We start from the raw sequence: 24136 nt of genomic DNA on the forward strand, positions 1-24136 counted from the left end.
GACGCGTCACCGGTCCGCCGCGCCCGCACCGGTCCGGCGCGGCGTGGCATGAGGGACGCGTCCGGCCGCGCGGAGGGTATGGGCGGTCCCGGCCTGAGCCCGAACGCGCTCCTCATCGGGCTTATCTTCTGCGGAGTCGGCTTCGGCATCGGCGCCGGGGCGCTCGCGGGCTCGGGCGCCGCCTTCGTGTTCCTGATGTCCGGCTGGGTGCTGGGCCTGTGTCTGCACGAATACGGCCATGCCCGGGCCGCGCTGTCCTGGGGCCTGCCCCCGACCGGCGCGCTCAGCCTCGATCCCCTGCGGGCCCCCAACCCCGTGGTGACCATGCTGCTGCCGGCGCTCTTCACCGTCATGGGGGGCGTGGGATTTCCGGGGGGCGTGGGATTTCCGGGCGACGTGGGATTGCCTGGCCGCGTCGGCGGTCCGCCCGAGGCCGGGTTGAGCCGGGGACGGCAATCGGCGGTGGCCGCCGCCGGCCCGGCGATGAGCGTCCTCTTCCTCGTCGTTCTCGCGCTGCTCTATGCCCTGGCCAGTCCGGGGGCCGAGACGCTGCGTGCGGTGCTCGCCGTCTCGGTGCTGTTCCAGGGCACAGCCCTGGTGCTCGGGCTGATGCCGATCCCAGGGCTCGACGGCTACGGCATCGTCCGACCCTGGCTCTCCGGGCCGCCGGCTTCGCCGCCATCCCCGCCCTGGGCCTTCGTGGACCGGATGGCCCGGCATTCGGGGCTGGTGCTGCTGGGTCTTTTCCTCGTCTCCGCCGCCTTCACCCGGCCGCTGTTCCGCGCCAGCCTGCTGTTGACGGACCTGCTCGGCATCGATCTCGCAGATGTGATCGCAGGTTTCCGGCTGGTGCGCCTGTGGTGATCCGCTCGTGCGGGGCGACCACCGCGAACGGAAGACTTGAACCCATCGTGGAATGATTTGCCGATGCGGTGTGTACGTTAACGAGCCGAGCCGTACTCTTGCGACGCATGCGGAGCCGGTGCGCGGTTCGTCTTGAATTCGGGGCGACGCACCGGCCCGTCGCGATCGTCGAGGCGGGAGGGGGGCATGCGGGACGATGCGCCGGGGCAGGGGACGCCGCCGTCGGCCTACCGCGTGTTGCTGCTGAACAATGCCGGCCGCGTCCTTCGCACCAAGTCCCTCGCGGGCTGCACCGAGGCGGAGGCGCTGGAGCGGGCACGGGCCTTCATGGACGGCCGTTCGGTCGAGCTCTGGGACGGGGGGCGCCTGATCCAGCGGCTCGAGGCACCACACGAACCGACAGCCTGAGCGGAGGAGCGCGGCCCGGGCCTGTCCGCGGCGTTCGGGTCGCGTGGGAACCGGGCTTTCGTGCTAGGTGCGCTCGGTATCCGGATCCGACGCGATCCGGCGCGGCCCGGTGGAGAGACCCTGCGATGGCCCTCAAGACGACGTTCCTGGTGCAGACCTTCGTGCTCAAGCGCAAGCGGCTCTCGCCGGGCGACCGTGAGGTGGCGGTGACGGAGAGCGGGGCCCTGAAGAAGGCCGAGGCGATGGCCGCCCGCTTTCCCGGGACGGCGGCGATCAAGGTCGTGGCCGACGACGAGACGGGGGAACTGGAGAGCGCCACGATCCTCGGCAGCTTCGGCGAGGTGCCGGACGACTTCGCCGAGAGCCTGCAGGGCTCGTGAGGCCCGACGCGTCCGGCCTCCGCGCCCCCGATCAAAGTGCCCTGCGGACGCGAAAGGGCCCCGCCGCGCGGCGGAGCCCCTTCTGATCGTCCCGGAGCCTGTCAGCCGTTACGGGCAGGCGTGGCGCTGACCGTCATTGCCGAGATAGGTCCCGGTGCGGCGGTCGTAGGACCGGAAGCGCTGGACGCAGTAGGCGACGTCCTCGCCGCTGGTCGCGACCTCCGGGGTGGCCTCGTAGCCCGTCGCGGCGTAGCCGCCACCATAGGGCGCGTAACCGCCGTAATAGGCCGGCGCATAGCCGCCGGCGTAATAGTCGTCGCCGTAGTAGCCGCCATAGGCGCTGCCGAGGCCGTAGCCGATCCCGGCGCCGGCGAGACCCAGGCCGAGCCCGAGGCCGCCATAGCCGCGACGGTAGCCGTAGCCGCGCCCGGCATAGGCGCGACCCCGGTTGAACCCACCGCGGTTGAAGCCGCCGCGATCACCCCGTAAGCCGTTGCCGGCAGCGAGGCCCGCCCCGGCACCGACGGCACCGGCGCCCACGCCGATGGTCCCGCCGCGGTTGAACCCGCCGCGGTTGAAGCCACCCTGCGCGAGGCCGCCGCGGAACCCGCCGCCGCCGAAGTTGCCCCCGACATTGCCGCCGCGGAACCCGCCGCCCTGGGCGAGACCACCGCGGAAGCCACCGCCGCCGAAGTTGCCGCCGCGGAATCCGCCGCCACCCAGGCCGCCGCCGTGGAAGCCGCCGCCACCGCCACGGAAACCACCGCCGCCGCCGCCCGGACGTGCGTCCGCGGAGGCGGGAATCATCGAGAGGGCCCCGACCAGGGCGGCCGATGCCAGGAGTATGCGCTTCATGGGAGAACCTGTCGTTCGCATGCCGATCCCGAGGATCGAACTTCTGGTAAAGGAACGCGGGGCCTGACGATAAAGTTCGTTTCAGGCCCTATTCCGTCTCAGTTCGTCGGGCCGGCGATTGACAAAACGGCCGCCGACCTCGAATCTGGAAGCATTCCGAGGGGAGCTCCGAGTGCGGGGGCTGAGATTGGGCGCGACGCCCTGACCCTTGAACCTGATCCGGTTCGTACCGGCGGAGGGACGGGAATTCCAAGACGCGGCGCGCATGTTCAGGCGTCGTCCCATCCGACACCGCCGTTCGCGAGTCCGGATCGTCTCCCACGCCAGGAGCGAACCCGATGAATGCACCCGTTCTTCCGAAGGATCTGCCGCAGGGGCAGGCGCCCACGGTGACCACCGGCCCGATCATGGGCTCGCGCAAGGTCTACGCGGCGGTGGCCGGGCACGACGACATCCGGGTACCGTTCCGCGAGATCACCTTGAGCGATCCGAAGGAGGCGGCGGTGCGGGTCTACGATCCGTCGGGTCCCTACACGGAGACGGATGCGGGGATCGACCTCGGGGCCGGCCTTCCGCTGGTGCGCGAGCCCTGGATCGCCCGGCGCGGCTACGCCACCGTGACCCCGCGCGCGGTCAAGCCCGAGGACAACGGCTTCGTGCCCGAGGACAAGCTCGTGGCCCCGTGTCCGGCCACCCGCGAGATCCGCAAGGCCGCGCCCGGCCAGATGGTGACGCAGTACGAGTTCGCCCGCGCCGGGATCATCACCGAGGAGATGATCTACGTCGCGCACCGCGAGAACCTGGCGCGCGAGACGATGCTGGAGGGCGCCCAGGCGGCCCTGGCCGACGGCAACAGCTTCGGCGCCGCCCTGCCCGCCTTCATCACGCCGGAATTCGTGCGCGACGAGGTCGCCCGGGGCCGCGCCATCATCCCGGCCAACATCAACCACCCCGAGGTGGAGCCGATGGCGATCGGCCGCAACTTCCTCGTGAAGATCAACGCCAACATCGGCAATTCCGCCGTGACCTCGTCCGCCGCCGAGGAGGTCGAGAAGCTGGTCTGGGCGACCCGCTGGGGCGCCGACACGGTGATGGACCTCTCGACGGGCCGCAACATCCACAACATCCGCTCGTGGATCGTACGCAACTCGCCCGTGCCGATCGGCACGGTGCCGATCTATCAGGCTCTAGAGAAGGTCGGCGGCGACCCGCTGAAGCTCGACTGGGAGGTCTTCAAGGACACCCTGATCGAGCAGGCCGAGCAGGGCATCGACTACTTCACCATCCATGCCGGCGTGCGCCTCGCCCACGTGCCGCTCACCGCCCGCCGCGTCACCGGCATCGTCAGCCGCGGCGGTTCGATCATGGCGCGCTGGTGCCTGGCCGGGCACCGCGAATCGTTCCTCTACGAGCGCTTCGACGAGATCTGCGACATCATGCGGGCCTACGACGTGTCGTTCTCGCTCGGCGACGGCCTGCGCCCCGGCTCCATCGCCGATGCCAACGACGCGGCCCAGTTCGCCGAGCTGGAGACCCTGGGCGAACTGACCAAGATCGCCTGGGACAAGGGCTGCCAGACCATGATCGAGGGCCCCGGCCACGTGCCGATGCACAAGATCAAGGTGAACATGGAGAAGCAGCTCGTGGAGTGCGGCGAGGCGCCGTTCTACACCCTCGGCCCGCTGACCACCGACATCGCCCCCGGCTACGACCACATCACGTCGGGCATCGGCGCCGCCATGATCGGCTGGTTCGGCTGCGCCATGCTCTGCTACGTCACCCCGAAGGAGCATCTCGGCCTGCCCAACCGCGACGACGTCAAGGAAGGCGTGATCACCTACAAGATCGCGGCCCATGCCGCCGACCTCGCCAAGGGCCATCCGGCGGCGCAGCTGCGCGACGACGCCCTGTCGCGGGCCCGGTTCGACTTCCGCTGGGAGGACCAGTTCAACCTCTCCCTCGATCCCGACACCGCCCGCGCCTACCACGACGAGACCCTGCCGAAGGACGCCCACAAGGTCGCCCATTTCTGCTCGATGTGCGGCCCGAAGTTCTGCTCGATGAAGATCACGCAGGACCTGCGCGCCGAGGTGCTGGCGATGGAGGCGGCCGGCCAGGTGCTGGGCGAGGCCGCGCCCTTGAGCGCGGCCGAGCGCGAGGCTGGCATGGCGGCGAAATCGGCCGAGTTCCAGGCCGAGGGTGGCAAGCTCTACGTCGACGCGGCGGAGTAGGCCCCCGCGTCCCGGGCCGGCTGGTTTTCGCTGACCGGCCCGGGACAGGCATCGCGGGGAAGGACCGCACGCGGTGCGTGGAATTCCAGAGGCGTGGGTGCGCGCGCGTCGTAGGCATCGGAGAGCGCGCCGATCATGACATCGGCCGCGGCATCGAAGTCGGGCGGCGTGCCCAGCGAAATCTCCCGCTCATAGTTCTCGTTCCGCCGGAGCTGCACGAAGCCCAGCCGGTGAAGGGCCGCCTTCGCGGAGTCGGGCAGGGCATCGCCAGACGCCTCCGGCCCCTGCGCACACCCGCCCGACGCGGCTTCGCAGCGCATCCACGTATCCATGTCGAAGAAGATGCACTGCACGTAGCGCTGATCCGTTCGGACGATGCTCACGGTGAGGAACCGATCCCGGGACGTGCTGCGCGGGCCGCGCAGGTGGATGCTGCTCAGCCGCGCGACCACTTCGCAGCGATGGGCCGCGACGAAGGCGGCGCGGCCGCGAGCGTCCGACGCGGCGTCCGAGATCGGGACGTGGACGATCCCCAGCAGCGCCGCCGCGAACGGCCGCACCCGATTCCACGCCCGTCCGGTGGGGATCATTCCGATGGCCCTGCGTTTCCGTCCCGGACGGGCGTGCCCGATCGCGCGGAGTGCTATCACAGGTTGCGGGGCGCGGCATCGCCCCGGCGCGGTACTCCCGTCGCGTCACGCGAACAGCCCGTGCACGAACCAGCGCGCGGGCGCCTCCATCGTGGGGAAGCCCTCGCGATAGACCCAGAGGCGGCGGCCGGCCTCGTCTTCGACCACGTAGTAGTCCCGCAGCGGACCCGGCGCCCGCCACCACTCGTCGGCGATGCGCTCGGGTCCGTCCGCATGGGCGACGTGGTGCAGGCGCCGGCGCCAGCGGAAGCGGTGCGGCGGCCCGTCGGGGGCCAGCGCGATGACGTCCTCGGCCGCTTCGCCCCGGCTGAGCAGCACCAGCGGGCGCGGCGGCAGGGGCGCGCGGGCTCCCGGATCGGGTCGGCCCGCCTGCGCGGGGAGGCTCGCGCGCCACGGCTCCACGGCCTCGGCCCGCTCGGGCAGGTGGGTCTGGCGAAACCCGAGGCGCATCATCCGCCGGCCGAGGCGCTGGCGCAGGGCATCGCCCAGATGCTCGGTGCCTTCGCCCCCGCCGGGGGCCTCCATCAGGGCCGTCTGGCGTGCCGCGATCGGGCCCGTGGCGGTGACCTCGAGGCCCACCGTCTCGAAGCCGAAGCCGGCATCGAGGGCCGGGCCGAGGCGGTCGAGGCGCAGGGCGAGCAGGCGTCCGATCTGGGCCGGGCAGCGGGTCGGCAGACTCAGGCCGAGGTCGAGGCTGCGCAGGATCCCATCGACGCGGGTCAGGGTCAGCCGTACGGCCCGGGCGCCGAGGCCGGCCGCTTCCAGCCGGGGGGCGATGCCCTCCATCAGACCCATGGCGGTGGCCACGATGGTCTCCGGCTGCCCGATCGGTTCGAGAAAGCCGCGCGCCGCCTGGAATTCGCGCGGGTCCTCGGCGGTGACCAGGGGTTCGGGCCGGTATCCGAGGGCCTGGTCGAGGCGCAGCAGCAGGGTTTCGCCGAAGCGCCGGGCCAGCGGCGCCCGGGGCGCCGTGGCGAGGTCGCCGATCCGGTGCAGGCCGAGGCGGGCCAGGGCCTGCGCCGTGGCCCCATCGAGGCGCAGGGCCGAGACGGGCAGGGCGTGCAGGGCCTCCGCGTTGCAGCCCGGGGCCACGAGGCCGCCCCCGCCGTGGCGCGCCAGGGCGAAGGCGCAGGCCGGCGTGTCGGCGAGGGCGATCCGGGCCGGCATGTCGCGGGTCGACAGCCGCCGGGCGAGGTCTTCCACCAGCGCGGCCTCGCCGCCGAACAGGTGGCTCGCCCCCGCGATGTCGAGGAAGAACCCGTCGCCGCCCTCCGCCGGGCCGTAGGGAGCGACGACGGGCGTGTAGCGCTTGGCCCACAGGCAGAGGCGGTGCAAGGCGGCGGCGTCGGCCTCTGGATCGGCCGGATGGACGGCGACCGGCGTCCCGATCCGGGCGCGGGCCCGGGCCAGGGTTTCACCGGGCACGAGGCCGAGGGCGCGGGCGGCGGAATCCACCGCCACCAGGCGCAGGCCGTTGGCCTCCATGGCGGCCACGACCATCGGGCCGCTGTCGCGGTCGCCGTCAGCCCGAGCGCTGGGCGCGCCGCTCGGGACGGACGCCGCCTGCGCCCGCCTCAGCCGCGTGACCGGCCAGTGCTCCAGCCAGACCGAAACGATGCGCGGCATGATCCCACTCCAGAAGCCAATGTCCGGTCCGCCCGTTGCGGCTCCGGTCGAGGGTCACCTGCCAGCACGGCCGCTCGATGCAGCCGAAGCGGTCGCGCAGGGCCTTGCCGGCGGCGACCCGCCAGCGTGTCGCCGCCACATTGGGGCTCTCCGCCTCCGGCGGCCTCAGGATGAGGAGAAGCAGGTCGGTCCGGGCCGCCGCGAGGTGGAGCCGGCGGCTCTGGGCGAGGGGCAGGGCGGCATCGATGAGGCCCGCCACGGCCGCCAGCCCCTGCGCGCGCAGGGATTCCTCCAGGGCCCGGTAGGCGTCCCCGTCGCTCGCCACCTCGAACAGCAGCAGGCGGCCGGGATCGAGGCCGAGCCCGGCCAGCCCGTGCCCGTAGGGGAGGGGATGCCCCCGGCCCGCCACGAGCAGGGCCTCGCCGCGCACCCGGGCGAGGTGGCGCGCCACCAGCGCAAGGGCGAAGCCCAGCGCCGCCGGCTCGTCGCCCGCCTGCGCCGGGGCGATCTCGTGCAACTGACCGAGGGCGAGGCCGCCCTGTGCGAGGCGCGTATCGACGTCGTGGATGCCGAGGGGCAGGGCGCCCCGGAGGACGGATGCGCCTCCGCGATCGGCCACGAGGGCGCGCAGGGCCGCCAGATCCGGGGGCGCACCCGGATTCGCGGCATCCGGATGTGGCGGATCCGCCGGCAAAGTCTCGGTCTCGGCATCGGGAGGGTCTTCAGGGCTCTGTCTCATCGGCTCCGCTCCATCCCGCTACGCTAAGAACAAAACAGGAACACACTCAATCGGTTTCCGGGGGGATTCGGAATTTCGCCTGCTCATAGGGACTTGGCCTGTGGACGGCTGTGGACGCTTGTGGACGATGGTTTCCGGGCCGGCCGATCCGCCGCGCTTGACCCTATAGCGAGGGCAGGGCAGCACTCCTCACCTGCCGCGCACAAGACGCGGATCAGCCGGGAGAACTCCATGCGTTTCGCTCGTGCCCTCGTGGTCCTGTCGGGCCTGATCACCGTCGCGGGCGGCCTCCCCGCCGCCGCGCAGACGGCGGCCCAGCCCCGGGGCGAGGCCAAGGCGCGCCGGCCCCAGGTCGTGTCGCAGCCGATCCAGGTCTACGATGCCCGCTTCGAGAACGGGGACCTGCGCATCTCCGGCAGCGTGCGCAAGCCCGGCACCGTGGTGGTGCTCGACGAGGACATCTCGATCATCGCCGACAGCCGGGGCCGCTTCGTCTTCCGCCTGCCTTACGTGCCCACCAATTGCATCGCCACCCTGAAGGCGGGCGAGGACGAGCGCGAGGCGGTCATCGCCAATTGCGGCCCCGCCGGCCAGCCCGGCCCGAAGGGCGAGACGGGGCAGAAGGGCGACACGGGTGACAAGGGCGAGACTGGCCCCGCCGGCCCGCAGGGCGTCGCTGGCCTGCCCGGTCCCCTGGGGCCCAAGGGCGAGCTGGGTGTCAAGGGCGAGCCGGGTGCCAAGGGCGAGGTCGGACCGAAGGGGGAACCCGGCCCCAAGGGAGAGACGGGTCCGAAGGGGGACGCCGGACCGAAGGGCGAGACGGGCGCGAAGGGGCCGGCCGGCGAGCGCGGCCCGGCGGGTCAGAAGGGCGAGCCCGGTCAGGCCGCCCTGGCGGCCGCCGCACCCGCATCCCCGTTCCGGGTGGTGCGCCAGGACACCTGCCCGGCCTCGGGCTGCGCGATCACCTGCGAGGGCACCGAGATCCTCGCCTCGGCCCTCTGCCTGAAGGGCGGCAGCGCCATCGTGACGGCGGGCGCCGACGGAACCTTGAGCGCGGCCTGCCCCACTGAGAGCCAGGGCCTCGTCGGCCTCTGCGCCCGGCGCTGAGGGGACGAACGACCCGGGCGATCGCCCCTCGCCGAAACGGAGCCGTCCGGTGTAAGGACGCGCTTCGTTTCGCGCCGAAGTCGATCCCACCCGTGTCGATACCGTCCATGCTCCCTGCCCCTGCCAGCCCCGTTCCCCGCGCCCGCGGGGTCGTCCGATGACCCTGGGCATCTGGGGCAAGCTCGGCGGGGCCGGCCTCGGCCTCGCCATCGGCGGTCCCCTCGGCGGCCTCGTCGGCGGGGTGGCCGGGCACTTCCTGGTCGACCGCGAGGGCGCGCTGTTCGGCACCACGCCGCGCGACGTGGTCTTCACCACCGGCCTCGTGGCCCTGGCCGCCAAGATGGCCAAATCCGACGGCGTGGTGACGCAGGCCGAGGTGGAGGCCTTCGCCAAGGTGGTGCAGGTGGACGAGCGCGCCCGGCCCGGCGTGCAGCGCCTGTTCGACCTCGCCAAGGGCACCGCGAACGGCTTCGAGGCCTATGCCCGGCAATTGGCCACCACCTTCCACGACGAGCCGGCCCTGCTGGAGGACGTGCTCGACGGCCTGTTCCACATCGCCAAGGCCGACGGCGCCATCCACGAGGCGGAGGAGCGCTACCTGCGGGCGGTGGCGGCGACCTTCGGCTACGACGAGGCCGCGTTCCGCCGCATCGCCGCCCGCCACGTCCGGCTCTCCGACGATCCCTACCTCGTCCTCGGCCTCGACCACGACGTCGACGATGCCGGGCTTAAGGCCGCCCACCGGGCCCTGGTGCGGGAGAACCATCCCGACCGGGCCATCGCGCGCGGCCTGCCGCCGGAGGCGGTGGCCATCGCCACCCGCCGGCTCGCGGCCATCAACGCCGCCTATGACCGGATCAGCACCGAGCGGGGCCTCACGTGAAACCGACGCCCGAGAGCGCCGTCGCCACCAGCGTCCACCCGTCGCCGAATCACGGCGAGCGGCGGTCCGGCCCGGTGGATCTCCTCATCCTGCACTACACCGGCATGGAGAGCGCGGCCGTCGCCCTGCAGCGCCTTGCCAACCCCGTGGCGGAGGTCTCGGCCCATTACGTGGTGCTGGAGGACGGCCGCGTGGTTCAGATGGTGCCCGAGGGGCGCCGGGCCTGGCACGCGGGCCAGGGCTCCTGGGCCGGGCTCAGCGACGTGAATTCGCGCTCCCTCGGCGTCGAGATCGTCAATGGTGGCCATGCGGGCGGCCTGCCGGCCTACCCCCCGGCACAGATCGAGGCCGTGATCGCCCTGTGCGGCGATCTCGCCAAGCGCTGGAGCCTCGCTCCGCACCGGATCCTCGCCCATTCCGACATCGCCCCCGAGCGCAAGGAGGACCCGGGCGAGCACTTCCCCTGGGAGACCCTCGCCCGCGCCGGCATCGGCCACTGGGTGCCGCCGGCCCCGATCCGCGACGGCCGCTTCTTCGCGCAGGGCGATGCCGGGCCGCCGATCGAGGCGCTGCAGGCGATGTTCGCCCTCTACGGCTACGACCTGCCGGTGAGCGCCACCTTCGATGCCCGCATGGGCGCGATGGTGACGGCGTTCCAGCGCCACTTCCGTCCGGCCCGCATCGATGGTGTCGCCGACGCCTCGACGATCACGACCCTGCGGGATCTGATCGCGGCGCTGCCGGGACGGTAGGGGACGAGAGGGCGCGCTTCCGCTCGCGTCCTCCTGCGGAAAAGGGTGGGCGCGGAGCCTCTAGAGAGGAAGGCGCCTGCGCCAGGGCCGACGGGCACTTCGCGGGCGTGCGGCCTGCGATCCCGCTCGGGTGAGCCGGGAGATCCCGGTTCACCTCTGGAAGCCGGCTCAGGCCCGGTGCTGTACCGCTCCGCCGCCATGCCCGTGCGCCTCTTCCGTCACCGAGCCGCGGGTGCGCCATAGGCTGTAGGCGATGCCCGCGATGAGGAACACGACGGTGACCGCGAGGGAGACCCACGGCGGCACATGGACGAGGTCGAAGGTGTCGGCGACCACGATCTTGCCGCCGATGAAGATCAGGATGAAGGCCAGCGCCGTCTTGAGATAGGCGAAGCGGTCCACCATTGCGGCCAGGGCGAAGTAGAGCGCGCGCAGGCCGAGGATCGCGAAGATGTTCGAGGTGTAGACCACGAAGGTGTCGGTGGTGATGGCGAAGATCGCCGGCACGCTGTCGACGGCGAAGATCACGTCGGCGCCGTTCACGAGAATGAGCGCCAGGGCCAGGGGCGTCAGCCAGAGGGCGGTCTTGCCGGTCTTCGGGTCGGGCTTGCGCACGACGAAGTGCTGCCCGTGCAGCTCGGGCGTGATGCGCAGGACCCGCTGCAGGAACCGGACGGCCCGGTTCTCGCGGATGTCGCCCGGCTCCTCGTCCTTCGAGAGCAGCATCTTGAGGCCGGCGAAGATCAGGAAGGCGGCAAAGATTGACAGCACCCAGGCGGCCTGGTGCACGAGGGCCGCGCCGAGGCCGATCATCAGCCCGCGCAGCAGGACGGCCGCGAGGATGCCCCAGACCAGGACCCGGTGCTGGGCGGCGCGGGGGATGCCGAGCGCCGTGAGGATGACGGCGATCACGAAAACGTTGTCCATCGACAGCGACTTCTCGACCACGAGGCCGGCGACGTATTCCTGGCCCGCCTGGGGCCCGAGATACCACCAGACCCAGCCGCCGAAGATCATGCCCAGGGTGAAGTAGAACAGCGTGAGGAGCAGGCTCTCCTTCACGCCGATCTCATGATTCTTGTCGCGATGCAGGAGTCCGAGATCGAAGGCCAGCAACCCGGCCACGAGGGCGTGGAACCCGAGCCACATCCACACGGGCTTGCCGAGCCACTCGTAATACAGAAAATCAACCATGACGCAGGACCGTCGATGCTTCTTGAGGAGAGAAAGCATCGGCTCCGACATCACGGAACGCATCATGCAGCATCCCGCCAGAGGGGCCCGCAGCCGATGAGGCGCAGTTGGGACTCTGAACCGGGCGAATCAAGGGCATCGGGCCGTCACGCTTGACAGGGCCGGCCCCCGGCGGCTTCCCAAAGCGCATGACTGACAGCGAACGCAACGGCCGCGAGGCTCGCGGCCCCGCGGTGATCGGGGGCGGCCCGGCCGGCCTCGCGGCGGCGGAGGTGCTGGCGCAGGCCGGCCACGCCGTGACCCTCTACGACCGGATGCCGAGCGTGGGGCGAAAATTCCTCATCGCCGGACGCGGCGGGCTCAACCTCACGCATTCCGAGCCGCTGCCGGCCTTCCTGGCGCGCTACCAGCCGGCTGAAGACGCCTTCGCCGGGGCGATCGCGGCGTTTCCGCCGAGCGCCCTACGCGCCTGGTGCGACGACCTCGGCCAGCCGACCTTCGTCGGGTCGAGCGGCCGCGTCTTTCCCGAGGCCTTCAAGGCCTCGCCGCTGCTCCGGGCCTGGCTCCAGCGCCTCGACGGGCTGGGCGTCCGCATCCGCACCCGTCACCGCTTCACCGGCTGGTCGGACGCGGGCGGGCCAGTCTTCGAGACCCCGGACGGACGGGTCGAGGCCGCGCACCGCCCGGTGCTCCTGGCTCTCGGCGGCGCGAGCTGGCCCCGCCTCGGCTCCGATGGCGCCTGGGTGCCCCTGCTCGAACGGGACGGTGTCGCGGTGGCGCCGCTCAAGCCCGCCAATGTCGGGTTCACCGTGGCCTGGTCGCCGGTCTTCTCCGCGCGCTTCGCCGGCACGCCCCTGAAGCGGATCGCCCTCAGCCTCGACGGGATCCGCGTGCGGGGCGAGGCCGTGATCAGCGCCGACGGGATCGAGGGCGGGGCGATCTACGCCCTCGCACATCGAATCCGGGCCGCCACCGAACGCGGCGAGGCCCGGCTGGAGATCGATCTCCGGCCGGACGTGGAGGAGGCCGCGCTGGCACGGGCGCTCCGCGATCCGAAACCCGGGCTCTCCCTCGCCAACCGCCTGCGCAAGGCCGCGGCGCTGACGCCCGTGGGGATCGGCCTCCTGCGCGAGGCGGCGCACCCGCTGCCCGTGGCCGCCGAGGCCCTGGCGGCCCTGGTCAAGGCGGTGCCGCTCCGTCTCCTGGCGCCGCGCGGCCTCGACCGGGCGATCTCCACGGCGGGCGGGGTCCGCTTCGGCGACTTCGATGCCGGCTTCATGCTCGTCCGGCGGCCCGGCACCTTCGTGGCCGGCGAGATGCTGGATTGGGAGGCCCCGACGGGGGGCTACCTCCTCCAGGGGGCCTTCGCCTCGGGCCGCGCGGCTGCGGCGGGCATGCTGGCCTGGATCGCGCGGGACGCCGCCCGAGGCGCGTGATTCGCCGTCTCACGAAAAAGGCTCCCTCTCGGGGGAGAGGGAGCCTGATGGTCCGGCGCGGCCGTTCCGGGCCGCGCGCTGCCGGGTCTCAGCGGCAGTACACGTCGCCGTAGGCGTCGCGGTAGGTGCCGTAGGGGCAGCGCGGGGCGGTGGAGGCGCCGACGATGGCACCGCCGGCACCGCCGATGGCGGCACCCGCGAGCGCGCCGCCGGCGCGGCCGGTGGCGGCACCGCCGATGGCGGCACCCGCGAGGGCGCCGAGGCCGGCGCCGCCGAGGGCGCGGTCCTGCGGCGTGTTGCAGGCGCCGACCGAGAGGGCGAGAGCACCCGCGAGGGTGGCGGCAATGAGCTTCTTCATGGTTCCGAGACTCCCTTGTGCGTCGTCGTGACCCGGCCTTCGGCCGTGATGTTCGTGCCGCCCGAGCTTAAGCATTCCGCGCGAGAAATGCACGCGAAACGGCTCAGGTTCCGTCCCGCCTTTCCGTTTCGTCGAAAAACCCTCTAGTGATGCGCCGATCAGGGCCCATCCGGGCGGCGCCGTCCGCCCATCCCGCCGCGAGGACTCCATGCAGCGCGCCACCGCCATCGTCCGCAAGGTCGCCGTCCGCGCCGATGCGATCGTCGACACGATCGTGCTCGACCATGCTGCCCGGCAGGCCCCCCCGGACAGCCTGACCGGGGAAGGCGGGCTGAGCCTGACCCTCACGCTCGCCAAGGCGGCGGCCTTCGAGGACGGCGACGCCCTGCGCCTGGAGGACGGGCGCCTCGTCGCGATCCGCGCCGCCGGCGAGCCGCTCCTCGAGGTCCGTGCCGAGAACCCGGCCCGGCTCCTGCGCCTCGCCTGGCAGCTCGGCGGCAGCCACGTGCCGGCCGAGATCGCCGCCGAGGTGCTCTACGTGCCCCGCAGCGCCGCCGAGTTGGTGCGCGGCCAGGGCTGCGCCGCCACGCCGGTCACCCGCGCCTTCAAGCCCGAGCGCGCCGCCCACGACCACAGCCAGTGCGGCCACGATCATCACGATCACGGGCACCACGCGCACGACGACGCGGATCACGACCACGGCCATACCCATGCGGGGCATGACCATGATCACGGCCATGATCACGCGCACACCCATTCCCATGGGCACGATCATGCCCACGCGCACGATCATGCCAAAGACCCTGCCAAAGAGCACGGCGCGCACGGCCACGTGCACGGGCCGGACTGCAATCACGACCACTGAGCGGAGCCGCCCCGCGTTGAAGCCGGCGGCGCCGACCGTTATGTCCGCCGGATGATCGCCCGCGACCTCCGCTTCTCCGTCGCCCCCATGATGGACTGGACCGACCGTTACTGTCGGGCCTTCCACCGCACCCTGTCGCGGCACGCCCGCCTCTACACCGAGATGGTGACCACCGGGGCGGTCATCCACGGTCCGCGCGACCGGCTGCTCGGCTTCGACGCGCTGGAGCACCCGGTGGCGGTGCAGCTCGGCGGCTCAGACCCGGCCGACCTCGCGCGCGCCGCCCGCATCGCCGAGGATTTCGGCTACGACGAGGTCAACCTCAACGTCGGCTGCCCGTCCGACCGGGTTCAGGACGGGCGCTTTGGCGCCTGCTTGATGCGCGAACCCGCCGTGGTGGCCGACTGCGTCGCCGCCATGAAGGCGGCCGTGTCGGTGCCGGTCACGGTGAAGTGCCGCATCGGCGTCGACGACCAGGACCCCGAGCGGGCCCTCGACGCCCTCGCGGACGCCGTGGTCGCGGCCGGCGTCGACGGCCTCGTGGTGCATGCCCGCAAGGCCTGGCTCCAGGGCCTGTCGCCCAAGGAGAACCGCGACGTGCCGCCCCTCGATTATCCGCGGGTGGCCCGGCTGAAGCGGGCCCATCCCACGCTGCCCATCGCCATCAACGGCGGCATCGCCACCCTCGCGGACGCGGTCGCCCGTCTGGCGGAGGTCGACGGCGTCATGATCGGCCGAGCCGCCTACAGCGACCCAGCGATCCTCCTCGACGTCGATCCGGTCCTGTTCGGCGAGCCCGCCCCGGCGGCCGACCCGTTCGCCGCGATCGCGGCCTTCGAGCCCGTCCTCGCCGGAATGCTGCAGGAGGGCGTGCGCCTGCACGCGGTGACCCGACACATGCTCGGCCTGTTCAACGGCCGCCCGGGCGCGCGCGCCTATCGCCGGCATCTCTCCACCTTCGGCCTCCAGCCCGAGGCCGGCCTCGCGACCCTGCGGGAGGCAGTGAATCGGGTCTCCCGCGGCGGTCAGGCTTCCGATCCGGCCATTCCGGACAGGGAGGGGGCACAGGATGCCGCCTGAGCCTCCCCGTCCGGGCCTTTATAACTAGAAGCGGGCGTCTTCTTGTTTGCTGGCGCAATATTCAGGAAGTGCATTGGGGTCGTTGCTGATATGGCACGCAAGATCACAGCTTAGATTGTGACATCATTATGAACAATTTGCGGCTGTAGTTTTCGGTATTTCAACCATCGATCCGACCAGCGGATTCGATGGGGCGAACGATGCGATTCCAATACAGTGTTTCGAGTGCGGCCATCATTCTCGCGGCATCGGGTATAGCCTCGGCGCAGGCACAGACCGCGACTATCACGCCGTCCAATGCCAATGTGCTGAACCTGCTCGCACCGTTCCTGTCCCTGAACGCCAGTGCGATTGGCCAGGCGACGCTGCAAGGCAACCTCTCGCAAGCCATCGCCATCAACAACCAGTCGACGCCGGACCAGCGCGCCCTCGCCATCAGCGGCAAGGCCCTGCCGGGCAGCACCCCCTTCCTCGGCTCGATCACCCTGGTCGACGGATCGGTGGTGAAGCTCGGACCGGCCGACAATCTGGCCGGCGGCCTCCCGCTCCAGGCCATCCAGAGCAATCCGGGAATGCCGGGCACGATCAACCCGATCCAGCCGGTGGGTGGTTACGGCCCGGTGCTGGGTCCGCTCTATCAGCAGGGCATCCGCGCCAGCACGGACACGACGGGACCGCTGGCCCGGACTTTTAATTTCCTGAACCGGGCCTACAAGTTCACCAGCTCCGATCTGGGCGTCGCGAAGAACTACTTCGCCAACGGTGCGGCCAACAACCCGAGCGTGACGCCGGCCGGCTATGTCCCGGTTCCCGCCGTCGCGCCTGCCGGATACACGCTGCCCCGCTTCAACGGGCTGCCCAACACGACGACGAGCGTCCTCGATATCGCTGCCGGCGTGACCAACACGCAAGCCGGACAGGACGTCTACGGGAGTTCGCGCCCGGTCCAGGTCCGTCCGAAGGGCATCGACCCGTTCGATCCGACCTCGATCAATGGCCTGACCACCAACCCTTCGTTCCCCAGCGGCCACACCAATTACGGGATTACCGATTCGATTCTGCTCGGCATGCTGACGCCGTCGCTCTACCAGAGCATGCTCATGCGCGGCTCGGAATTCGGCGACAGCCGCATCGTGCTCGGCGTCCATTATCCGCTCGACATCATCGGAAGTCGCGCCTTCTCGGCTTATAATCTCGCGCAGGCCTTCACCAACCCGGCCTATATCGACAATGCCGCCACCACCGGCACGGCCATCAACCTGACCTCGCTCTTCACCCAGGCCCAGGGAGAACTCCAGAGCTACCTGTCGGCCGGCTGCGGCGCCGCCGTCGCGACCTGCGCCACGAGCGCGGCCAACACGGGGGGCAACCCCTATCTCCCGTCCGCCGCCAATCAGGCCTTGTACCAGTCGCGCCTGACCTATGGTTTGCCGGTCCTCACCTTCGCCGAGGCGCCGCGCGAAGCCGCACCTGCCGGCGGGCCGGATGCCGCCATTCTGCTTGCGCCTCTGTATGGCGGTAGCAGCAGCGCGGCCGCGCAGATCGCGCCGAAAGGCGGCCTCTATGGCGCGCTCCAGGACAGCACGATCAATCAGATCATCGTCAACACCGAGACGAACGCGCTCAGCGCCTTCTACGGCATGCCGCTGAGCTACTGGGCGCGCATCGACCTCTACAGCGCCGCCGGCTACTTCCGGAACGTCGTCGGCACGCTGTCGATGGCCGCGAGCGACCGTGTCGCCACCGACGTCACCGTCGGCCAGACCGGGGCCCTCTATGCCAACGGCACCATCGCGGGGACCGTCACGGTGGGCACGGGCGGTCTTCTCGGCGGCACCGGCACGGTGGGCGGGCTCGTGGCCCAGTCCGGGGCCGTGGTGGCGCCGGGCAATTCCATCGGCACCCTGAACGTGGCCGGCAACGCCGCCTTCGCCGCCGGCACCACCCTCCGGGTCGAGGCCAACGCCGCCGGCCAGGCCGACCGCCTCGCCGTGGCGGGCACCGCGACGCTGTCGGGCGGCACCGTCCAGGTGCTGGCGGCCGACGGCGCCTACGATCCGCGCACCCGCTACACCGTCCTGACCGCCGGCGGCGGCGTGCAGGGCCAGTTTTCCGGCGTCACCGCCAACTTCGCCTTCCTGACGCCCACCCTGGGCTATGGCGCGAACGCGGTCGACCTGACCCTGACCCGCAACGACGTCGCGTTCTCCACCATCGCCCAGACCCGCAACCAGGGCAGCGTCGCCGACGCCATCCAGGCGGCCGGGGCGGGCGCCGCCCTCTACGGCCGCACCGTCGGGCTGAGCACGCCCGAGGCCCGCGCCGCCTTCGGGGCGCTCACCGGTGACATCCACGCCAGCGCGGCCGGCGCCCAGTTCGAGACCGCCTTCTTCGTGCGCGAAGCGATCCTCGACCGCCTGCGCTGGGGCGCAGGCGAGGCCGCCGACTACGGCGTCCTTCCGGCGACCTACACCGCCGACCTGCCGGGCCGGGCCGCCCCGGTGGTGCCCGTGCCCATGCGGGGGCTCGATCCGCAGGTGTTCGGGCTCTGGGGTCAGGGCTTCGGCAGCTTCGGCCAGGCCCGCGGTGACGGCAACGCCGCGTCCCTGGCGCGCCAGACCTCCGGCTTCGTGCTCGGCGCCGATCTGCGCCTCGAAGCCGGCTTCCGCCTCGGGTTCACGGGCGGCTACACGCTCACCAGCCTCGACAGCGCCGGACGGCTCGCCTCCGGCACGATCGAGAGCGGCTTCGGCGGCGTCTATGGCGGCTTCGCGCGGGGGGCCTTCGCCCTGCGCCTCGGCGCGGTCTATGCCGACCAGGCGAGCCGCCTGCGCCGGGCGGTGACCTTCGCGGGCGTCTCCGACAGCGACACGGCCCGCATCGGCGGCTCCACCGTGCAGGGCTTCGGCGAAATCGGATACCGGATCGTGCTGGGTGCGGCGCCGGCGCTCGCGCTCCAGGCGTCCGCCCTGCAGCCGACCTACCTCGAGCCCTTCGTGGGCGGGGCCTACGTGTCGATCGGGCGCGACCGCTTCGCCGAGACCGGGGGGCTCGCCGCCCTGACCGGCGCGGCGCAAACCACCGAGGTGGCGACCTCCACGGTGGGCGTGCGCGGCCAGACCAGCCTGGACCTGGGCCTGGGCTCCGGGGCGCCGGTGTCTCTGCACGGTCTGATGGGCTATCGCCGGGCCTATGGCGACGTGGTGCCGAAGGCGCTCCTCGGCTTCGGCACCGGTCCGAGCTTCCTCGTGGCCGGCACGCCGATCGGCCGGGACGCGCTGGTGGCCGAGGCCGGCCTCGACGTGCGGGTGGACCGCGCCACCACCCTGGGCGTGGCCTATACCGGCCAGGTCGGCGAACGCGCCCAGGACCACGCGGTGAAGGGCAGCTTCACCTACCGGTTCTGAGACGCGACCGGCCGGGTCGGAGACGCGAAGACGCCGCCCGCCCCGTCGGCCGGGCGGCGTCTCCTTCGGCGAAGAACCTCAGCGGCCGCGCAGCACCAGCCGGTCCCCGCGGACCTCGAAGGAAGCGAGGCGGTCGAGGAAGCTCATGCCGAGGAGGTTTTCGCGCAGGGCTCCCGGCCGGCTCACCAGGGCCGGGACCCGCCGCGCGACGATACCCCCGACCCGGAGGCTGTCGAGGAAGGCCGGGGCCGCCACGGTGACGCCGTTGGCGGTGGAGACCCGGACGCTGAATTCGGACTCCGCCGGGCGGATGCCGAGGGCGGCCGCGCTCTCGGCGCTGAGCACCACGGAGCTGGCGCCGGTGTCGAACTGGAAGCCTTGGGGCTGGCCGTTCACCTCGGCCCGGACGTGGAAGTTGCCGTCGCTGCGCCGGGTGATCGTCACCGTGCCGTCCGACCCCGTTACCGCGCTGCCGGGGCGCAAGGCCCCGAGCATCCGGTCGCCGATGATCCGGGCGTCGTCGCGGTAGGCGTAGCCGGCCACCAGGGCGGCCCCAAGGGCGCCCCAGAGCAGCAGGGCCGTCAGGTTCGCGCTCATGCGGCCCCGGAACTGGTGCCAGAATCCCGCCGCCACCACGGCGAGGAGGCCGGCGCTCATGGCGAGCTGGGCAAACTGGTCCGGCTCCATCCCGGCGATGCGCTGGGTGTCATCGGACAGGAGCAGCACCGCCAGGGCGCCGCCCAGGATGAGCAGTCCGACCAGGATCATGACGCCGCCGGGGCCGGGACCCGGGTCGGGAAGGCGTTCCGCAGGCGTGCGTCGAGCGTGGCCATCACCGCCCGGCGCTGGGGCTCCGACATCGAGCCCCAGAGGGCGATCTCGTCGCGGGTCCGGCCGCAGCCCTCGCACAGGCCGGTGGCCGCATCGAGGAGGCAGAGCTTCGTGCAGGGGCTGGAGGGTTTGGGGCGGAGCTGGGTCATCGCCCCTGTCCATGCCAGGGCCATGGCGTCCGGATCAAGTCCGGCCGCGGATCAGGCGGGGACCGCCGCCAGGAGACCGATAAGGGCGGCGATCTCGGCCGCCTGCTGGGCGGCACCGACCACGTCGCCGCTCTGCCCGCCGATCATCCGTCGCGCCAGGGCGGTGACCGCGAGGGACGCGCCGAGGCCGAGGCCGAGCATCAGGACGAGGCCGGGCACCGGAAGGCCGAGGACCAGGGCCACCAGGGCGACGAGGAGGGTGAGGGCCCCGGCGGTGGCCAGGGTCCGCCGGCTCGGACGTCCCACGGCGGCGCCGGCGCCGTCCGCACGGGCGGGCGGCAGCAGGGCGAGGGGCGCCAGGGCGGCGCTGCGCGAGACCGCGGCGGCCAGCAGCAGGGCCGTCGCCGCCAGGAGCTCGACCCGGTCGAGGAGCGTCGCCAGGGCGCCAATCCGCAGGGCCAGGGACAGCATCAGGGCGACGCCGCCATAGGCGCCGATGCGGCTGTCGCGCATGATCTCCAGGCGCCGGGCGGGCGTGGTCCCGCCGCCGAATCCGTCGGCGACGTCGGCGAGGCCGTCCTCGTGCAGGGCCCCCGTCACCAGGACGCCCGCCGTCACCGCGAGGGCTGCGGCGAGGAAGGGCCCGAGGCCGAGGCCCCAGGCGGCGAGCAGCACCCCGGCTCCGGGCAGGCCGAGGAGGAAGCCCGCCAGGGGCAGCATCCGGGGGAGGGTGCGGAAGTCCGGGACCGCGTGCGGGTCGCCCTCGCCGGGCAGCGCCGGCACGGGCAGGCGGGAGTAGAAGCGCAGGCAGCCCGCCAGGTCGTAGGCCAGGCGGGCCCCCGGAAAGGCGGGTTCGGCCTCCTCGTTCATCGCGATCCTGCCTCGCCTTCACCACCCGTGCCCGGAGCGTTATAGCTCCCGCGACGGGCGGCCCGCCATCCTGGCACCGGGGCCGGCCACCGGAATCGCTCCATGACCTCCGAGACGACCGCCCCCGAGAGCCCCTTCGGCGACATCCGCCGCCTCGTCGAATCCCTGCCGGGGCCGGACCGGGACGCGGTGGCGATGGTGGCCGAGCGCGACGCCACCCTGACCAAGCCCGCCGGCTCCCTGGGGCGCCTGGAACATCTCGTCTCCTGGCTCGCCGCCTGGCAGGGCAAGGGCCAGCCGAGCCTCGACCGTCCCCTCGTCTGCGTCTTCGCCGGCAGCCACGGCGTCACCGCCCGGGGCGTCTCGGCCTTCCCGGATGCGGTGAACCGCCAGATGCTCGACAACTTCGCGGCCGGCGGCGGGGCGATCAACCAGATCTGCGCCGCCTACGGCCTGGGCTTCAAGGTGTTCGACCTCGCCATCGACATGCCCACGGGCGACATCACGGTCGGGCCGGCCTTCGACGAGAAGGCCTGCGTCGCCACCATGGCGTTCGGGATGGAGGCGGTGGCCGCCGGGACCGATTGCCTGGCGCTGGGCGAGATGGGCATCGGCAACACCACCGTGGCGGCGGCGATCTACGCGGCCCTCTACGGGGGAGAGGCCGCCCATTGGGTCGGGCGCGGAACCGGCGTCGACGCGGCGGGGCTCGCCCGCAAGGTCGCGGCCGTGGAGGCGGCCCTCGCCCAGCATGCCGGCCACCTCGACGATCCCCTGGAGATCCTGGCGCGCCTCGGCGGCCGCGAGATCGCCGCCATGGCGGGGGCGATCCTGGCGGCCCGCCTGCAGCGGGTGCCGGTGGTGCTCGACGGCTATGTGGCGACCGCCGCCGCCGCGCTCCTGCACCGGCTCGACCCGACGCTCCTCGACCACTGCCTCGCCGGGCACGTCTCGGCGGAGGGGGCGCATGCGGACGTGCTGGAGCGCCTCGGCCTCGTGCCGCTGCTGGCCCTCGGGATGCGCCTCGGCGAGGCCTCCGGCGCGGCCCTGGCCCTGGGCCTCCTCAAGGGCGCGCTCGCCTGCCACCGGGACATGGCGACCTTCGCCCAGGCCGGGGTCTCGGAGCGCAGCGCGGGCTGACGCCCTCAGGCGGCCCGGGCACGCTTCTCGGCGGGGGCGGCCTGGGATTCCCTCGGCACTTCCAGCGCCGGCAGGGTCTCCATCACGCGGCTCGCGGGGAAGATCACCACGACCTCGGTGCCCTCGCGCGGCTTCGACTTCAGCTGGAAATTGCCGCCGTGCAGGTCGACGAGGCCCTTCACGATGGGCAGGCCGAGACCCGAGCCCTGCTCGGCCGTCTTGATCGCCAGCGACCCGCGTCCAAAGGACGACATCACGGTGCCGATCTCGTCCTCGGGGATGCCGGGGCCGCTGTCCTTCACGCTGACGTACTGGCCCCCGGACGAGGTCCAGCCGACCTTGATGGTGATCTCGCCCCCCGGCGGCGTGAACTTCACCGCGTTCGAGAGGAGGTTCAGCACGATCTGGCGCAGGGCCCGTTCGTCGGCCCAGAGCCGGGGCAGGCTGCCGTCGATGAACTCGTGGACGACCTGGTTCTTGCCGCGGGCGCGCAGGCTCATCATGTGGCGGCACTCCTCCACGGCGTGGCCGAGCTGAACCGCCTCCTCATTGAGCTCGTAGCGCCCGGCCTCGATGCGCGAGAGGTCGAGGATCTCGTTGATCAGGTTGAGGAGGTGCATCCCGCTGTCGTGGATGTCGGAGGCGTATTCCTTGTACGAGGGCGCGACGTGGACGCCGAACACCTCGTTCTTCATCACCTCGGAGAAGCCCAGGATGGCGTTGAGCGGCGTGCGCAGCTCGTGGCTCATGGTGGCCAGGAAGCGGGACTTGGCGAGGTTGGCCTCCTCGGCGCGGCGGCGGGCCTCATCGGAATTGGCCTTAGCCTGCTCGAGCTCGCCGAAGATCGAATCCTTCTCCGCCTGGGATTGCAGCGCCTCCACCGTCGAGGCGTAGACGCGGCGCCCGAGGCCGAGGAAGAACAGCTGCGCGCCGACCACCATGGTGACCAGCATCATCGTGTTCATGTCCTGGGACACCGCCAGGAGCGAGAGGGCGGCGATGCACAGGGGCACCAGGGCGGTCCCGGCGGCGGCCGGCAGGGTCGCGGCCAGCATCGTCGCCATGGCGGCCACGATGACGAGGCCGAACAGCACGAAGGTCCGCGCCCCGGAGGCGCCGACCAGCACCATCATCGCCCAGGCCGTGCTCTGGAGGAACTCCGCGGCCATGAAGGTGCGGCGCCAGCTCCGCACCGAGACGAGGTCCGGGTCCTGGGCCAGGAAGCGGCGCGTGAGCAGCTTGGAAACCGTCACCGTCGCCAGGAGGCACAGCCCCCAGCCCGCCGCGAGGGCCGGCGGGGTCCAGACCGCCGCGATCCCCGCCACCGCGAGGCCGAGCAGCGCCAGGGGGATGACCGCGCCCGATCGGTACTGCGCGTAGACCCGGATCAGCTCGTAGTCGAAGGCACGTTCCAGCCCGCTCGTCGAGGTGAGCTTCTCCCGCGCCGATCGCATGTCGCGCGCCACCTCGCGTCGACGGGCCGCCTCCTGGGCGGAGGGGCCGCGGCCGCGCTGAATCATCTCGGCAGTCAGGTCGGTCATCACCGTCGCGAGGAGTCGGAGGGGGCGTCGCGGTCGAGATCGGGACCGCGGAGAGGCCGGGATACAACCGCTCGGAACCTGCGCCGGATATGTTAAGAAGCGCCTGCCGGAACCGGGCGGATTGTCGGAATCCGCATCACGGCGGCGGCCTGTGAACAGGATTCCGGCAAGGATTTCAGGGGCGCTTGGCCACGGTGCGGCGATGGAATGCGGTCTGCCGGGGTGTGCTGCCGCACATGGTTACGATCAAGCAACGCTTAGCCTCGTTCCAAACTGCGATCGGGAGGCCGAGATGCTGAAACTCACCGTCAACGGGGTCTCCCACGAGGTCGATGCCGACCCGGAGATGCCGCTCCTCTGGGCGCTGCGCGACCACCTCAACCAGACCGGCACCAAGTACGGCTGCGGCATCGCCCAGTGCGGCGCCTGCACGGTCCATCTCGACGGCCAGCCCGTCCGCGCCTGCCAGACCCGCATCGGCGATGTGGGCGCGGCCCAGATCACCACCATCGAGGGCGTCTCCGGCAAGGTCGCCGAAGCGGTGCGCACCGCCTGGCGCGGCCTCGACGTGGTCCAGTGCGGCTACTGCCAGTCCGGCCAGATCATGTCGGCGATCGGCCTCCTGTCCGGGAACCCGAAGCCCACCGATGCCGACATCGACGGGGCCATGGACGGCAACGTCTGCCGCTGCGGCACCTACCAGCGCATCCGCGCGGCGATCCACGAGGCGGCGCGAACCCTCGCCTGAGCCTCAGGCCCGCCGCGACCCC

The 24136-nt window shown here is 72.0% G+C and carries 23 protein-coding genes and 1 riboswitch; of the genes, 13 read left to right on the forward strand and 10 right to left on the reverse strand.

From position 1 onward, the window contains the following. Positions 1–48: 48 nt before the first annotated feature. From ASF41_RS17405 to ASF41_RS17415, 3 genes are all read left to right on the forward strand, one after another. Positions 49–864 carry a hypothetical protein gene (locus tag ASF41_RS17405; RefSeq protein WP_056495386.1) on the forward strand — a complete coding sequence of 272 codons (816 nt, stop codon included), beginning with the start codon at positions 49–51 and terminating at the stop codon, positions 862–864. 186 nt (positions 865–1050) lie between these two features. Beyond that, complete coding sequence (locus tag ASF41_RS17410; protein ID WP_056354824.1) at positions 1051–1272, forward strand: hypothetical protein; 222 nt, start codon at positions 1051–1053, stop codon at positions 1270–1272. Between the two features lie 125 nt (positions 1273–1397). After that, positions 1398–1652 (forward strand): hypothetical protein, encoded by a 255-nt coding sequence (locus ASF41_RS17415; protein WP_056354828.1) that lies wholly within the window; start codon positions 1398–1400, stop codon positions 1650–1652. A 108-nt stretch (positions 1653–1760) separates the two neighbouring features. Here ASF41_RS17415 and ASF41_RS17420 read toward each other — a convergent pair whose 3' ends face one another. Then, positions 1761–2507 (reverse strand): BA14K family protein, encoded by a 747-nt coding sequence (locus ASF41_RS17420; RefSeq protein WP_056495389.1) that lies wholly within the window; start codon positions 2505–2507, stop codon positions 1761–1763. Between the two features lie 149 nt (positions 2508–2656). Continuing rightward, positions 2657–2765: riboswitch (TPP riboswitch) on the forward strand. 80 nt (positions 2766–2845) lie between these two features. Between ASF41_RS17420 and thiC the strand changes: the two genes are divergently transcribed. Beyond that, on the forward strand, positions 2846–4738 hold the full coding sequence (thiC, locus tag ASF41_RS17425) for a phosphomethylpyrimidine synthase ThiC (protein WP_056495392.1): 1893 nt from the start codon (positions 2846–2848) through the stop codon (positions 4736–4738). Here the strand turns inward: thiC and ASF41_RS17430 are convergent. From ASF41_RS17430 to ASF41_RS17440, 3 genes are all read right to left on the reverse strand, one after another. Continuing rightward, positions 4717–5328 (reverse strand): TY-Chap domain-containing protein, encoded by a 612-nt coding sequence (locus tag ASF41_RS17430; protein ID WP_056495395.1) that lies wholly within the window; start codon positions 5326–5328, stop codon positions 4717–4719. The genes thiC and ASF41_RS17430 overlap by 22 nt on opposite strands. A 105-nt stretch (positions 5329–5433) precedes the next feature. Further along, complete coding sequence (locus ASF41_RS17435) at positions 5434–7014, reverse strand: DNA polymerase Y family protein (RefSeq protein WP_082504656.1); 1581 nt, start codon at positions 7012–7014, stop codon at positions 5434–5436. After that, on the reverse strand, positions 6911–7753 hold the full coding sequence (locus ASF41_RS17440; protein ID WP_244479695.1) for an ImuA family protein: 843 nt from the start codon (positions 7751–7753) through the stop codon (positions 6911–6913). The genes ASF41_RS17435 and ASF41_RS17440 overlap by 104 nt, the downstream gene beginning before the upstream one ends. Before the next feature lie 231 nt (positions 7754–7984). Between ASF41_RS17440 and ASF41_RS17445 the strand changes: the two genes are divergently transcribed. The 3 genes from ASF41_RS17445 to ASF41_RS17455 all read left to right on the forward strand — a co-directional run bounded on the left by ASF41_RS17445 (position 7985) and on the right by ASF41_RS17455 (position 10495). Continuing rightward, complete coding sequence (locus tag ASF41_RS17445; RefSeq protein WP_056495398.1) at positions 7985–8860, forward strand: collagen-like protein; 876 nt, start codon at positions 7985–7987, stop codon at positions 8858–8860. Positions 8861–9017: 157 nt separating this feature from the next. After that, positions 9018–9743 (forward strand): molecular chaperone DjiA, encoded by a 726-nt coding sequence (locus ASF41_RS17450; RefSeq protein ID WP_056495401.1) that lies wholly within the window; start codon positions 9018–9020, stop codon positions 9741–9743. Next, positions 9740–10495: an N-acetylmuramoyl-L-alanine amidase gene (locus ASF41_RS17455; protein ID WP_056495404.1), complete on the forward strand. Its 756-nt coding sequence runs from the start codon at positions 9740–9742 to the stop codon at positions 10493–10495. The genes ASF41_RS17450 and ASF41_RS17455 overlap by 4 nt, the downstream gene beginning before the upstream one ends. 168 nt (positions 10496–10663) lie before the next feature. Here ASF41_RS17455 and ASF41_RS17460 read toward each other — a convergent pair whose 3' ends face one another. After that, the gene (locus ASF41_RS17460) at positions 10664–11689 is read right to left on the reverse strand and encodes a TerC family protein (RefSeq protein ID WP_056212355.1); all 1026 of its coding nucleotides are present in this window, start codon (positions 11687–11689) and stop codon (positions 10664–10666) included. 188 nt (positions 11690–11877) lie between these two features. Between ASF41_RS17460 and ASF41_RS17465 the strand changes: the two genes are divergently transcribed. Further along, a complete protein-coding gene (locus ASF41_RS17465) occupies positions 11878–13125 on the forward strand; it encodes a TIGR03862 family flavoprotein (RefSeq protein WP_056495407.1) in 1248 nt (415 codons plus the stop codon). Between the two features lie 88 nt (positions 13126–13213). Here the strand turns inward: ASF41_RS17465 and ASF41_RS17470 are convergent, their stop codons facing one another. Beyond that, a complete protein-coding gene (locus ASF41_RS17470) occupies positions 13214–13483 on the reverse strand; it encodes a hypothetical protein (RefSeq protein ID WP_056212224.1) in 270 nt (89 codons plus the stop codon). A gap of 208 nt (positions 13484–13691) precedes the next feature. Here ASF41_RS17470 and ASF41_RS17475 point away from each other — a divergent pair, with 208 nt between their 5' ends. The 3 genes from ASF41_RS17475 to ASF41_RS17485 all read left to right on the forward strand — a co-directional run bounded on the left by ASF41_RS17475 (position 13692) and on the right by ASF41_RS17485 (position 18835). Beyond that, positions 13692–14348: an urease accessory protein UreE gene (locus ASF41_RS17475; RefSeq protein WP_056495410.1), complete on the forward strand. Its 657-nt coding sequence runs from the start codon at positions 13692–13694 to the stop codon at positions 14346–14348. Positions 14349–14399: 51 nt separating this feature from the next. Then, the gene (gene dusA, locus ASF41_RS17480) at positions 14400–15428 is read left to right on the forward strand and encodes a tRNA dihydrouridine(20/20a) synthase DusA (RefSeq protein WP_082504658.1); all 1029 of its coding nucleotides are present in this window, start codon (positions 14400–14402) and stop codon (positions 15426–15428) included. A 305-nt stretch (positions 15429–15733) separates the two neighbouring features. Continuing rightward, positions 15734–18835 (forward strand): autotransporter domain-containing protein, encoded by a 3102-nt coding sequence (locus tag ASF41_RS17485; protein ID WP_244479696.1) that lies wholly within the window; start codon positions 15734–15736, stop codon positions 18833–18835. Between the two features lie 78 nt (positions 18836–18913). Here ASF41_RS17485 and ASF41_RS17490 read toward each other — a convergent pair whose 3' ends face one another. The 3 genes from ASF41_RS17490 to cobS are packed head-to-tail and all read right to left on the reverse strand — an operon-like array spanning position 18914 to position 20685. Then, entirely contained in the window at positions 18914–19603 is a 690-nt protein-coding gene (locus ASF41_RS17490) for a TIGR02281 family clan AA aspartic protease (RefSeq protein ID WP_056495417.1), read from the reverse strand. Continuing rightward, positions 19600–19815 carry a DUF1289 domain-containing protein gene (locus tag ASF41_RS17495; RefSeq protein ID WP_056278093.1) on the reverse strand — a complete coding sequence of 72 codons (216 nt, stop codon included), beginning with the start codon at positions 19813–19815 and terminating at the stop codon, positions 19600–19602. Before ASF41_RS17495 ends, ASF41_RS17490 begins: the two co-directional genes overlap by 4 nt. A gap of 51 nt (positions 19816–19866) precedes the next feature. Further along, positions 19867–20685 (reverse strand): adenosylcobinamide-GDP ribazoletransferase, encoded by an 819-nt coding sequence (gene cobS, locus ASF41_RS17500; protein WP_056495421.1) that lies wholly within the window; start codon positions 20683–20685, stop codon positions 19867–19869. A gap of 102 nt (positions 20686–20787) precedes the next feature. Between cobS and cobT the strand changes: the two genes are divergently transcribed. Next, positions 20788–21825: a nicotinate-nucleotide--dimethylbenzimidazole phosphoribosyltransferase gene (cobT, locus tag ASF41_RS17505; protein WP_056212212.1), complete on the forward strand. Its 1038-nt coding sequence runs from the start codon at positions 20788–20790 to the stop codon at positions 21823–21825. A gap of 5 nt (positions 21826–21830) precedes the next feature. Here cobT and ASF41_RS17510 read toward each other — a convergent pair whose 3' ends face one another. Further along, the gene (locus tag ASF41_RS17510) at positions 21831–23366 is read right to left on the reverse strand and encodes a HAMP domain-containing sensor histidine kinase (protein ID WP_056495424.1); all 1536 of its coding nucleotides are present in this window, start codon (positions 23364–23366) and stop codon (positions 21831–21833) included. 292 nt (positions 23367–23658) lie between these two features. On the opposite strand from ASF41_RS17510, the gene ASF41_RS17515 reads away from it, so the two are divergent. Further along, the gene (locus ASF41_RS17515; protein ID WP_056212209.1) at positions 23659–24114 is read left to right on the forward strand and encodes a (2Fe-2S)-binding protein; all 456 of its coding nucleotides are present in this window, start codon (positions 23659–23661) and stop codon (positions 24112–24114) included. The last annotated feature ends 22 nt before the right edge of the window (positions 24115–24136 follow it).

The organism is Methylobacterium sp. Leaf111 (assembly GCF_001423285.1).
Taxonomy (GTDB): Bacteria; Pseudomonadota; Alphaproteobacteria; order Rhizobiales; family Beijerinckiaceae; genus Methylobacterium.

Coding starts and splice junctions, on each gene's coding strand:
- ASF41_RS17405 (WP_056495386.1), top strand. CDS start 49: ATGAGGGACGCGTCCGGCCGCGCGGAGGGTATGGGCGGTCCCGGCCTG.
- ASF41_RS17410 (WP_056354824.1), top strand. CDS start 1,051: ATGCGGGACGATGCGCCGGGGCAGGGGACGCCGCCGTCGGCCTACCGC.
- ASF41_RS17415 (WP_056354828.1), top strand. CDS start 1,398: ATGGCCCTCAAGACGACGTTCCTGGTGCAGACCTTCGTGCTCAAGCGC.
- ASF41_RS17420 (WP_056495389.1), bottom strand. CDS start 2,507: ATGAAGCGCATACTCCTGGCATCGGCCGCCCTGGTCGGGGCCCTCTCG.
- thiC (WP_056495392.1), top strand. CDS start 2,846: ATGAATGCACCCGTTCTTCCGAAGGATCTGCCGCAGGGGCAGGCGCCC.
- ASF41_RS17430 (WP_056495395.1), bottom strand. CDS start 5,328: ATGATCCCCACCGGACGGGCGTGGAATCGGGTGCGGCCGTTCGCGGCG.
- ASF41_RS17435 (WP_082504656.1), bottom strand. CDS start 7,014: ATGCCGCGCATCGTTTCGGTCTGGCTGGAGCACTGGCCGGTCACGCGG.
- ASF41_RS17440 (WP_244479695.1), bottom strand. CDS start 7,753: ATGAGACAGAGCCCTGAAGACCCTCCCGATGCCGAGACCGAGACTTTG.
- ASF41_RS17445 (WP_056495398.1), top strand. CDS start 7,985: ATGCGTTTCGCTCGTGCCCTCGTGGTCCTGTCGGGCCTGATCACCGTC.
- ASF41_RS17450 (WP_056495401.1), top strand. CDS start 9,018: ATGACCCTGGGCATCTGGGGCAAGCTCGGCGGGGCCGGCCTCGGCCTC.
- ASF41_RS17460 (WP_056212355.1), bottom strand. CDS start 11,689: ATGGTTGATTTTCTGTATTACGAGTGGCTCGGCAAGCCCGTGTGGATG.
- ASF41_RS17465 (WP_056495407.1), top strand. CDS start 11,878: ATGACTGACAGCGAACGCAACGGCCGCGAGGCTCGCGGCCCCGCGGTG.
- ASF41_RS17470 (WP_056212224.1), bottom strand. CDS start 13,483: ATGAAGAAGCTCATTGCCGCCACCCTCGCGGGTGCTCTCGCCCTCTCG.
- ASF41_RS17475 (WP_056495410.1), top strand. CDS start 13,692: ATGCAGCGCGCCACCGCCATCGTCCGCAAGGTCGCCGTCCGCGCCGAT.
- dusA (WP_082504658.1), top strand. CDS start 14,400: ATGATCGCCCGCGACCTCCGCTTCTCCGTCGCCCCCATGATGGACTGG.
- ASF41_RS17490 (WP_056495417.1), bottom strand. CDS start 19,603: ATGATCCTGGTCGGACTGCTCATCCTGGGCGGCGCCCTGGCGGTGCTG.
- ASF41_RS17495 (WP_056278093.1), bottom strand. CDS start 19,815: ATGACCCAGCTCCGCCCCAAACCCTCCAGCCCCTGCACGAAGCTCTGC.
- cobS (WP_056495421.1), bottom strand. CDS start 20,685: ATGAACGAGGAGGCCGAACCCGCCTTTCCGGGGGCCCGCCTGGCCTAC.
- cobT (WP_056212212.1), top strand. CDS start 20,788: ATGACCTCCGAGACGACCGCCCCCGAGAGCCCCTTCGGCGACATCCGC.
- ASF41_RS17510 (WP_056495424.1), bottom strand. CDS start 23,366: ATGACCGACCTGACTGCCGAGATGATTCAGCGCGGCCGCGGCCCCTCC.
- ASF41_RS17515 (WP_056212209.1), top strand. CDS start 23,659: ATGCTGAAACTCACCGTCAACGGGGTCTCCCACGAGGTCGATGCCGAC.